This is a genomic window from Streptomyces sp. NPDC060028 (assembly GCF_042736725.1).
Taxonomy (GTDB): Bacteria; Actinomycetota; Actinomycetes; order Streptomycetales; family Streptomycetaceae; genus Streptomyces.
In genome coordinates, this window is record NZ_JBHWVJ010000029.1 from 79,726 (window position 1) to 89,013 (window position 9,288).

Annotated in this window: 8 protein-coding genes; all 8 read left to right on the forward strand. The window is 70.9% G+C overall.

The window, feature by feature from the left end; genetic code table 11:
* The first annotated feature begins 38 nt into the window (after nucleotides 1–38).
* A complete protein-coding gene (gene ruvC, locus ACFWBF_RS16985; protein WP_385601714.1) occupies nucleotides 39–569 on the forward strand; it encodes a crossover junction endodeoxyribonuclease RuvC in 531 nt (176 codons plus the stop codon).
* Nucleotides 566–1,201 carry a Holliday junction branch migration protein RuvA gene (ruvA, locus tag ACFWBF_RS16990; protein WP_385601717.1) on the forward strand — a complete coding sequence of 212 codons (636 nt, stop codon included), beginning with the start codon at nucleotides 566–568 and terminating at the stop codon, nucleotides 1,199–1,201. Before ruvC ends, ruvA begins: the two co-directional genes overlap by 4 nt.
* 137 nt (nucleotides 1,202–1,338) lie before the next feature.
* The gene (gene ruvB, locus ACFWBF_RS16995; RefSeq protein ID WP_385601720.1) at nucleotides 1,339–2,418 is read left to right on the forward strand and encodes a Holliday junction branch migration DNA helicase RuvB; all 1,080 of its coding nucleotides are present in this window, start codon (nucleotides 1,339–1,341) and stop codon (nucleotides 2,416–2,418) included.
* 163 nt (nucleotides 2,419–2,581) lie between these two features.
* Nucleotides 2,582–3,061 (forward strand): preprotein translocase subunit YajC, encoded by a 480-nt coding sequence (yajC, locus tag ACFWBF_RS17000; RefSeq protein WP_385601724.1) that lies wholly within the window; start codon nucleotides 2,582–2,584, stop codon nucleotides 3,059–3,061.
* Between the two features lie 153 nt (nucleotides 3,062–3,214).
* The gene (gene secD, locus ACFWBF_RS17005) at nucleotides 3,215–5,014 is read left to right on the forward strand and encodes a protein translocase subunit SecD (RefSeq protein WP_385601728.1); all 1,800 of its coding nucleotides are present in this window, start codon (nucleotides 3,215–3,217) and stop codon (nucleotides 5,012–5,014) included.
* Between the two features lie 3 nt (nucleotides 5,015–5,017).
* A complete protein-coding gene (gene secF / locus ACFWBF_RS17010) occupies nucleotides 5,018–6,073 on the forward strand; it encodes a protein translocase subunit SecF (RefSeq protein WP_385601733.1) in 1,056 nt (351 codons plus the stop codon).
* A complete protein-coding gene (locus tag ACFWBF_RS17015; protein ID WP_385237167.1) occupies nucleotides 6,070–6,624 on the forward strand; it encodes an adenine phosphoribosyltransferase in 555 nt (184 codons plus the stop codon). The genes secF and ACFWBF_RS17015 overlap by 4 nt, the downstream gene beginning before the upstream one ends.
* 194 nt (nucleotides 6,625–6,818) lie before the next feature.
* Nucleotides 6,819–9,242: a RelA/SpoT family protein gene (locus ACFWBF_RS17020; protein WP_385601737.1), complete on the forward strand. Its 2,424-nt coding sequence runs from the start codon at nucleotides 6,819–6,821 to the stop codon at nucleotides 9,240–9,242.
* The last annotated feature ends 46 nt before the right edge of the window (nucleotides 9,243–9,288 follow it).

Consider the following 9,288-nt stretch of genomic DNA (forward strand, 5'->3'; position numbering starts at 1 on the left):
CCAGCGGCAGCTGGGGAAGTCGAACGGCAGGGGACAGGGTGCGAGTTCTCGGTGTGGACCCGGGGCTGACGCGATGCGGCGTCGGCGTCGTCGAGGGCGTCGCCGGCCGTCCCCTCACCATGCTCGGGGTCGGTGTCGTACGGACGCCCGCGGACGCCGAGTTGGGCCACCGCCTCGTCGTCATCGAGCAGGGCATCGAGGAATGGCTCGATGCGCACCGGCCCGAAGTCGTCGCCGTGGAACGGGTCTTCAGCCAGCACAATGTCAGCACCGTGATGGGCACGGCCCAGGCCAGTGCCGTCGCGATGCTGTGCGCGGCCCGGCGCGGGATACCGGTCGCCCTGCACACGCCCAGCGAGGTCAAGGCCGCCGTCACCGGCAGCGGCCGCGCCGAGAAGGCGCAGGTCGGCGCCATGGTCACCCGGCTGCTGCGGCTCGACGCGCCGCCGAAGCCCGCCGACGCCGCCGACGCCCTCGCACTTGCCATCTGCCACATCTGGCGGGCCCCCGCCCAAAACCGCCTCCAGCAGGCGGTGGCCCTGCACGCCTCGAAAGGCCGTACCCGATGATCGCCTTCGTCAGCGGCCCAGTCGCCGCGCTCGCCCCCACCCTGGCCGTCATCGAGGTCGGGGGAGTGGGCATGGCCGTGCAGTGCACGCCGAACACGATCGCCGGCCTGCGGATCGGGCAGGACGCGAAACTCGCCACCTCCCTGGTCGTACGGGAGGACTCCCTGACGCTGTACGGCTTCGCGGACGACGACGAACGCCAGGTCTTCGAGCTCCTCCAGACCGCCAGCGGGGTCGGGCCGCGGCTGGCCCAGGCGATGCTGGGGGTGCACAGCCCGGACGCGCTGCGGCTCGCGGTCTCGACGGGGGACGAGAAGTCCCTGACGGCGGTGCCCGGCATCGGCAAGAAGGGCGCGCAGAAGCTGCTGCTGGAACTGAAGGACAAGCTGGGCGTTCCGCTGGGTTCCAGTGGCCTGGTGGGGGCGCAGCGCGGTGCGGTGGCCGCCGGGCCGGCGCCGTGGACCGAGCAGCTGTCGGCCGCGCTGATCGGCCTCGGCTACGCGTCGCGCGAGGCCGAGGAGGCGGTGTCCGCCGTCACCCCGCAGGCCGAGGCCGCCATCGCCGCCGGTGGCTCCGCCCCGGTCCCGCAACTCCTCCGCGCGGCCCTCCAGTCCCTGAACCGCTCCCGCTGACCCCGGCCGGGCGGCAGGCGGCATCAGCCAAAACCAGCCCCGCCGGCGTTTGAGGCGCGGGGTCTGGGGCGGAGCCCCAGGACGTGGGCCGCGCGCGAGAGACCACCGCACCACACCCGAGAAGGCAGACTGACACCGTGAACTGGGACGACGAGACCACCGACGCCGACGCCGACGCCGAGCGACTCGTCGCGGCCGCCGCCGACGGCGAGGACACCGCCGTCGAGGCGGCCCTGCGCCCCAAGGACCTCGGCGAGTTCGTCGGCCAGGAGAAGGTCCGCCAGCAGCTCGACCTCGTCCTCAAGGCGGCCCGCCAGCGCGGAGCCACCGCCGACCACGTCCTGCTCTCCGGCGCCCCCGGCCTCGGCAAGACCACCCTCTCCATGATCATCGCGGCCGAGATGGGCGCGCCCATCCGCATCACCTCCGGCCCCGCCATCCAGCACGCCGGCGACCTCGCCGCCATCCTCTCCTCCCTCCAGGAGGGCGAGGTCCTCTTCCTCGACGAGATCCACCGCATGTCCCGGCCCGCCGAGGAGATGCTCTACATGGCCATGGAGGACTTCCGGGTCGACGTGATCGTGGGCAAGGGCCCCGGCGCGACGGCGATCCCGCTGGAGCTGCCGCCCTTCACCCTCGTCGGGGCGACGACCCGGGCCGGCCTGCTGCCCCCGCCCCTGCGCGACCGCTTCGGCTTCACCGGCCACATGGAGTTCTACGCCCCCGAGGAACTGGAGCGCGTCATCCACCGCTCCGCCCGGCTCCTCGACCTCGAGATCGACACCGCCGGCGCCGCCGAGATCGCGGGACGCTCCCGCGGCACCCCCCGTATCGCCAACCGCCTGCTGCGCCGGGTCCGCGACTACGCCCAGGTGAGGGCCGACGGGGTGATCACCCGCGAGGTCGCCTGCACCGCCCTGCAGGTCTACGAGGTCGACGCGCGCGGGCTCGACCGGCTGGACCGGGCCGTCCTGGAGGCGCTGCTCAAGCTCTTCGGCGGCGGACCCGTGGGCCTGTCAACCCTGGCCGTCGCGGTCGGCGAGGAGCGCGAGACGGTGGAGGAGGTGGCCGAGCCGTTCCTCGTACGGGAGGGACTGCTGGCCCGGACTCCCCGCGGGCGGGTCGCGACGCCCGCCGCATGGGCTCACCTGGGACTTGTCCCGCCGCAGCACGGTGGCGGCGGAACCGGGGGGCAACAGGGCTTGTTCGGGGCCTGACGGCGCGGAGGTTCGCCCCGTCAGGAACTGCGATGCCATGCTGGGCGTTGTTCCATCGGTGCGGACTCGCCTAGACTCCGCCGATGCCGACCCTTCGGGTCGGCGTGCCCACCCCCGTAGAAATAGGCCGTCTCCCGTGCGGTCGTGCGAAGGATCTCCGCCCGTGAGTCTCATGACACTCCTCCCGTTCATCGTGCTCATCGGCGCGATGTTCCTGATGACCCGTTCCGCGAAGAAGAAGCAGCAGGCGGCCGTGCAGATGCGCGACCACATGACGCCCGGCACCGGGGTCCGCACCATCGGCGGCATGTACGCCACGGTGAAGGAGATCGGTGAGGACACGGTCACCCTCGAGGTGGCTCCCGGCGTCCACGCGATGTTCGCGAAGAACGCCATCGGTGCCGTCCTCGATGACGAGGAGTACAACCGCATCGTCCACGGCGCGACCGATGATCTGACGATCGACACGCCGGCGGTCCCCGACGACGCGTCCTCCCTGACCGAGGCCCCGAAGACGGACCTGACGAAGGACGAGGACGAGGCCCCCAAGCTCGACCTGGGCAAGCAGGACGAGCCCAAGGACGAGCCCAAGGACGAGAAGCCGGGCGAGGGCAAGGCCGACGGCGAGGCCGGCGCGAAGTAGCGCCCGGCAGGGGATCGCGAGGGCGCCGGACCGGCGGCCACCGCGGTCCCCGACAGTGACACTTCTGCGGGGGGCAGGGGTCCCCACCACACATTTCGTGGCCGTCCGCGCGCTGACCCGGCGCGGGATGGTTGGACAGGGAGATACGACAAGGTGGCAGCACCGAAGAAGGGCCGGCGGCCCACGGGGGCTCAGGGGAGGCCGGGGCGCGCCCTGGCTTTCATCCTGATCGCGATGGTGGCGCTCACCGCGGGGATGTTCCTCACTGGTCAGACGACCCCCCGGCTCGGCATCGACCTCGCGGGCGGTACGAGCATCACGCTCAAGGCCAAGAGCGAGCCCGGCAAAGAGAACGCCGTCAACGAGACCAACATGAACACGGCGGTCGGCATCATCGAGCGCCGCGTCAACGGTCTCGGCGTGTCGGAGGCCGAGGTCCAGACGCAGGGCCGCGACCACATCATCGTGAACATCCCCAAGGGGTCGAACGAGCAGCAGGCGCGCGACCAGGTCGGTACGACCGCCCAGCTGTACTTCCGGCCCGTCCTCGCGGTGGCGGACGGTGCCCCGATCGCCCCCGAGGCCACGCCGAGCGGCTCCCCGAGCCCCGCCGCGAGCGGTTCCGGCTCCCCGAAGGCGCAGGACGGCAAGTCCTCCCCGTCGGCCACCCCGTCGTCCAGCGCCACTTCCCAGGGCCGTGCGCTCAGCGAGGCCCTCAAGGCCCCGAGCGCCCCCACTCCCTCGCCCTCGGCGAGCGAGTCGAAGAAGGCAGACGACACCAAGGCTCCGACCCCGTCCGCGCCCGCCGCGAACGACGCGGCCGTGGCCGACCTGCAGGCGAAGTTCGCCGCGCTGGACTGCAGCAACGAGGCACAGCGCGCCGCCGTCGGCAAGAACGTCAAGCCCGAGGACCCGACGCTCGCCTGTGGCAAGCGCGGCGCCACCTGGGCCAAGTGGGTGCTCGGCCCGGCCGCGGTCAACGGCCAGGACGTCAAGAACGCCAAGGGCGTCATCGACCCGCAGCGCGGCGCGTGGATCGTCACGATGCAGTTCACCGACAAGGGCGCCGACAAGTTCGCCAAGATCACCGGTGAGCTCGCGGCCAAGCAGTCCCCGCAGAACCAGTTCGCCATCGTGCTCGACGGCGACGTCATCTCCGACCCGTCCGTCAGCCAGGCGCTGACCGGCGGCAACGCGGAGATCTCCGGCGGCTTCACCCAGCAGTCCGCGCAGGACCTGGGCAACATGCTGTCGTACGGCGCCCTGCCGCTGTCCTTCCAGGAGGACAGCGTCACCACCGTCACCGCCGCGCTCGGCAGCGAGCAGCTGAAGGCCGGCCTGATCGCCGGTGCGATCGGCCTCGCCCTGGTCGTGATCTACCTGCTGGCGTACTACCGGGGCCTGGCGTTCATCGCCATCGTCAGCCTCGTCGTGTCGGGCATCCTCACCTACACGATCATGTCGCTGCTCGGAAAGGGCATCGGCTTCGCGCTGAACCTGCCCGCCGTCTGCGGTGCGATCGTGGCGATCGGCATCACCGCCGACTCGTTCATCGTGTACTTCGAACGCATCCGCGACGAGATCCGCGAGGGCCGCACCCTGCGTCCGGCCGTCGAGCGTGCCTGGCCGCGTGCCCGGCGCACCATCCTGGTCTCCGACTTCGTGTCGTTCCTGGCGGCCGCGGTGCTCTTCATCGTCACCGTCGGCAAGGTGCAGGGCTTCGCCTTCACCCTGGGTCTGACCACCCTGCTCGACGTGGTCGTGGTGTTCCTCTTCACCAAGCCGGTCATGACGTTGGTGGCCCGTACGAAGTTCTTCTCCAGCGGTCACCCGTGGTCCGGGCTGGACCCGAAGCGACTGGGCGCCCAGCCGCCGCTGCGGCGCTCGCGTCGTACCGGCTCCGGCGCTGCCGCCGCGACCGCCTCCGCTCCCGTCGACGCAAAGGAGGCGTGAGAGATGTCGAAGCTCGGAGATCTCGGCGCCAAGCTGTACCGCGGTGAGGTCGGCTACGACTTCGTCGGCAAGCGCTTCGTCTGGTACGGCGTTTCCATCCTGATCACCATCACGGCGATCGTGGCCCTGGCCGTTCAGGGCCTCAACATGGGCATCGAGTTCAAGGGCGGTGCCGTCTTCACCACCCCGAAGACGGGCGTCTCCGTCGCCAAGGCGACCGAGGCCGCGGAAAAGGCCTCCGGCCACGACGCGACCGTCCAGGAGCTCGGCACGGGCGGCCTGCGCATCCAGATCTCGGGCCTGGACACCGACTCCGCGGCCGGAGTGAAGAAGCAGCTCGCGGCCGACCTCAAGGTCACCGAGGGCCAGATCAACGCGGACCTGGTCGGCCCGAGCTGGGGCGAGCAGATCGCGAACAAGGCCTGGACCGGCCTCGGCGTGTTCATGGTCCTCGTGGTGATCTACCTGGCCATCGCCTTCGAGTGGCGGATGGCGATCGCGGCCCTCATCGCCCTGATCCACGACCTCACGATCACGGTCGGCGTGTACGCGCTGGTCGGCTTCGAGGTCACCCCGGGCACGGTCATCGGTCTGCTGACGATCCTCGGTTACTCCCTCTACGACACCGTCGTCGTCTTCGACGGTCTCAAGGAGGGCTCGAAGGACATCACCAAGCAGACCCGCTGGACGTTCAGCGAGATCGCCAACCGCAGCATCAACGGCACGCTGGTCCGCTCGATCAACACCACCGTCGTGGCGCTGCTCCCGGTCGGGGCCCTGCTGTTCATCGGCGGTGGCTTCCTGGGCGCCGGCATGCTGAACGACATCTCGCTGTCGCTGTTCGTCGGCCTCGCCGCCGGCGCGTACTCCTCGATCTTCATCGCGACCCCGCTGGTCGTGGACCTGAAGGAGCGCGAGCCGGCCATGAAGGCGCTGAGGAAGCGGGTGCTCGCGAAGCGGGCGGCCGCGGCGGCCAAGGGCGAGTCGGCCGAAGGCGGCGCCGACACCGAGGACGCGCCGCAGGTCGTGGCGCAGGGCCGGTCGGGACGGCGCCGGTGACGGGGCCGCTGTCCGCCGAGGTCCGCGAGCTGCTGCTCGGTCGGATCAAGGACGTGGCGGACTATCCGAAGCCGGGGGTGATGTTCAAGGACATCACGCCGCTGCTGGCGGACCCGAAGGCGTTCGCCGCGCTGACCGACGCGCTGGTGGAGCTGGCCGGCCGGTACGGGGCGACGAAGATCGTCGGCCTGGAGGCGCGGGGATTCATCCTGGCGGCTCCGGTGGCCGTGCAGGCGGGCATCGGCTTCGTGCCGGTCCGCAAGGCCGGGAAGCTGCCGGGCGCGACGCTCGCGCAGTCGTACGAGCTGGAGTACGGGTCCGCGGAGATCGAGGTCCACGCGGAGGATCTGGCGGCCGGTGACAAGGTCATGGTCATCGACGACGTCCTCGCCACCGGTGGTACCGCCGGGGCCTCGCTGGAGCTGATCCGGCGGGCCGGCGCGGAGGTCGCCGGGGTCGCGGTCCTGATGGAGCTGTCGTTCCTGCCGGGCCGGGAGCGGCTGGCCGGGCCCCTCGCGGGGGCTCCGCTGGACGCGCTGATCGTGGTCTGACCGACCCTGCTGTGCCGAGCGGCGGGTATCCGGGTTCTCCCGGGTACCCGCCGCTCGTGCGTGCGGCGCCACTGCCGGGGGCCGGCCCCCGGACCCGCGGCGGGGACAGGCTCGGGGAACGGGGGGAGGCAACCCTCGCTACGATGGGTTGTCCGGACCGGAACACGGGCACCGGATCCGCTTGAGGAGCGCTCTTGCCAGACGAGGTCCAGCCAATCTCCGCCGCGCAGCCCGACCCGCAGGCCGAGCAGGCCGCGGCGGCCGCCGCCACGCCCCCGCCGGCTCCGCCGGTCAAGCCCGTGCCCGCGAAGTCGGCCGGGTCCTCCAACCGGGTGCGCGCCCGGCTGGCCCGCCTCGGTGCGCAGCGCTCCAACCCGTACAACCCGGTACTGGAACCCCTGCTCCGCATAGTCCGCAGCAACGACCCGAAGATCGAGACGTCGACGCTGCGCCAGATCGAGCAGGCGTACCAGGTCGCGGAGCGCTGGCACCGCGGCCAGAAGCGCAAGAGCGGCGACCCCTACATCACCCATCCGCTCGCGGTGACGACGATCCTCGCCGAGCTGGGCATGGACCCCGCCACCCTGATGGCCGGACTGCTGCACGACACCGTGGAGGATACCGAGTACGGCCTGGAGGACCTGCGGCGCGACTTCGGCGACGCGGTCGCCCTGCTCGTCGACGGCGTCACCAAGCTCGACCGGGTCAAGTTCGGCGAGGCCGCCCAGGCCGAGACCGTGCGCAAGATGGTCGTCGCCATGGCCAAGGACCCGCGCGTCCTGGTCATCAAGCTCGCCGACCGCCTGCACAACATGCGCACCATGCGTTACCTCAAGCGGGAGAAGCAGGAGAAGAAGGCCCGCGAGACCCTCGAGATCTACGCCCCGCTGGCGCACCGCCTGGGCATGAACACCATCAAGTGGGAGCTGGAGGACCTCGCCTTCGCGATCCTCTACCCCAAGATGTACGACGAGATCGTCCGGCTGGTCGCCGAGCGGGCGCCCAAGCGCGACGAGTACCTCGCCGTCGTCACCGACGAGGTGCAGGCCGACCTGCGGGCGGCCCGGATCAAGGCCACCGTCACCGGCAGACCCAAGCACTACTACAGCGTCTACCAGAAGATGATCGTGCGAGGCCGCGACTTCGCGGAGATCTACGACCTGGTGGGCATCCGAGTCCTCGTCGACACCGTCCGGGACTGCTACGCCGCCCTCGGCACGGTGCACGCGCGGTGGAATCCGGTCCCCGGCCGGTTCAAGGACTACATCGCGATGCCCAAGTTCAACATGTACCAGTCGCTCCACACGACGGTCATCGGACCCAGCGGCAAGCCGGTCGAGCTCCAGATCCGCACCTTCGACATGCACCGCCGCGCCGAGTACGGCATCGCCGCGCACTGGAAGTACAAGCAGCAGACCGTCGCCGGCACCTCCAAGGTCCGCACCGACGTCCCCCAGGCCGCCAAGGGCAGCGCGGGCCAGGACACCGTCAACGACATGGCCTGGCTGCGCCAGCTGCTGGACTGGCAGAAGGAGACGGAGGACCCCGGCGAGTTCCTGGACTCGCTGCGCTTCGACCTCTCCCAGAACGAGGTCTTCGTCTTCACCCCCAAGGGCGACGTCATAGCGCTGCCGGCCGGGGCCACGCCCGTCGACTTCGCGTACGCCGTCCACACCGAGGTCGGCCACCGGACCATAGGAGCGCGGGTCAACGGGCGGCTCGTGCCGCTCGAATCGACCCTCGACAACGGCGACCTGGTCGAGGTCTTCACCTCCAAGGCCGAGGGCGCCGGCCCGTCCCGCGACTGGCTGGGCTTCGTCAAGTCCCCGCGGGCCCGCAACAAGATCCGCGCCTGGTTCTCCAAGGAGCGCCGCGACGAGGCCATCGAGCACGGCAAGGACGCCATCGCGCGGGCCATGCGCAAGCAGAACCTGCCGATCCAGCGCATCCTCACCGGCGACTCGCTCGTCACCCTCGCGCACGAGATGCGATACCCCGACATCTCCTCCCTGTACGCGGCGATCGGCGAGGGCCACGTGGCCGCGCAGGGCGTCGTACAGAAGCTGGTCCAGGCCCTCGGCGGCGAGGAAGCGGCCAACGAGGACATCGAGGAGAGCATCCCGCCCGCGCGGGGCCGCAACAAGCGGCGCAACAACGCCGACCCCGGCGTCGTCGTCAAGGGCGTCGACGACGTGTGGGTCAAGCTGGCCCGCTGCTGCACCCCGGTGCCCGGCGACCCGATCATCGGGTTCGTCACCCGCGGCAGCGGCGTATCGGTTCACCGCGCGGACTGCGTGAACGTCGACTCGCTCTCCCAGCAGCCCGAGCGGATGCTCGAGGTCGAGTGGGCGCCCACCCAGTCCTCCGTCTTCCTGGTCGCCATCCAGGTCGAGGCGCTGGACCGGTCCCGGCTGCTGTCGGACGTCACCCGCGTCCTGTCGGACCAGCACGTGAACATCCTCTCGGCGGCCGTGCAGACCTCCCGGGACCGGGTGGCCACCTCCCGGTTCACCTTCGAGATGGGCGACCCGAAGCACCTGGGACACGTCCTGAAGGCCGTACGCGGCGTCGAGGGCGTCTACGACGTCTACCGGGTCACCTCGGCCCGCAGGCCGTAGCCCGCGGCCGGGCCATGACATACGGGAGGGGCCGCTGTACGTGACC

What these genes read in the sequence shown, in the direction of transcription:
- ruvA (WP_385601717.1), top strand. Translation starts at nt 566, where the DNA reads ATGATCGCCTTCGTCAGCGGCCCAGTCGCCGCGCTCGCCCCCACCCTG.
- secF (WP_385601733.1), top strand. Translation starts at nt 5,018, where the DNA reads ATGTCGAAGCTCGGAGATCTCGGCGCCAAGCTGTACCGCGGTGAGGTC.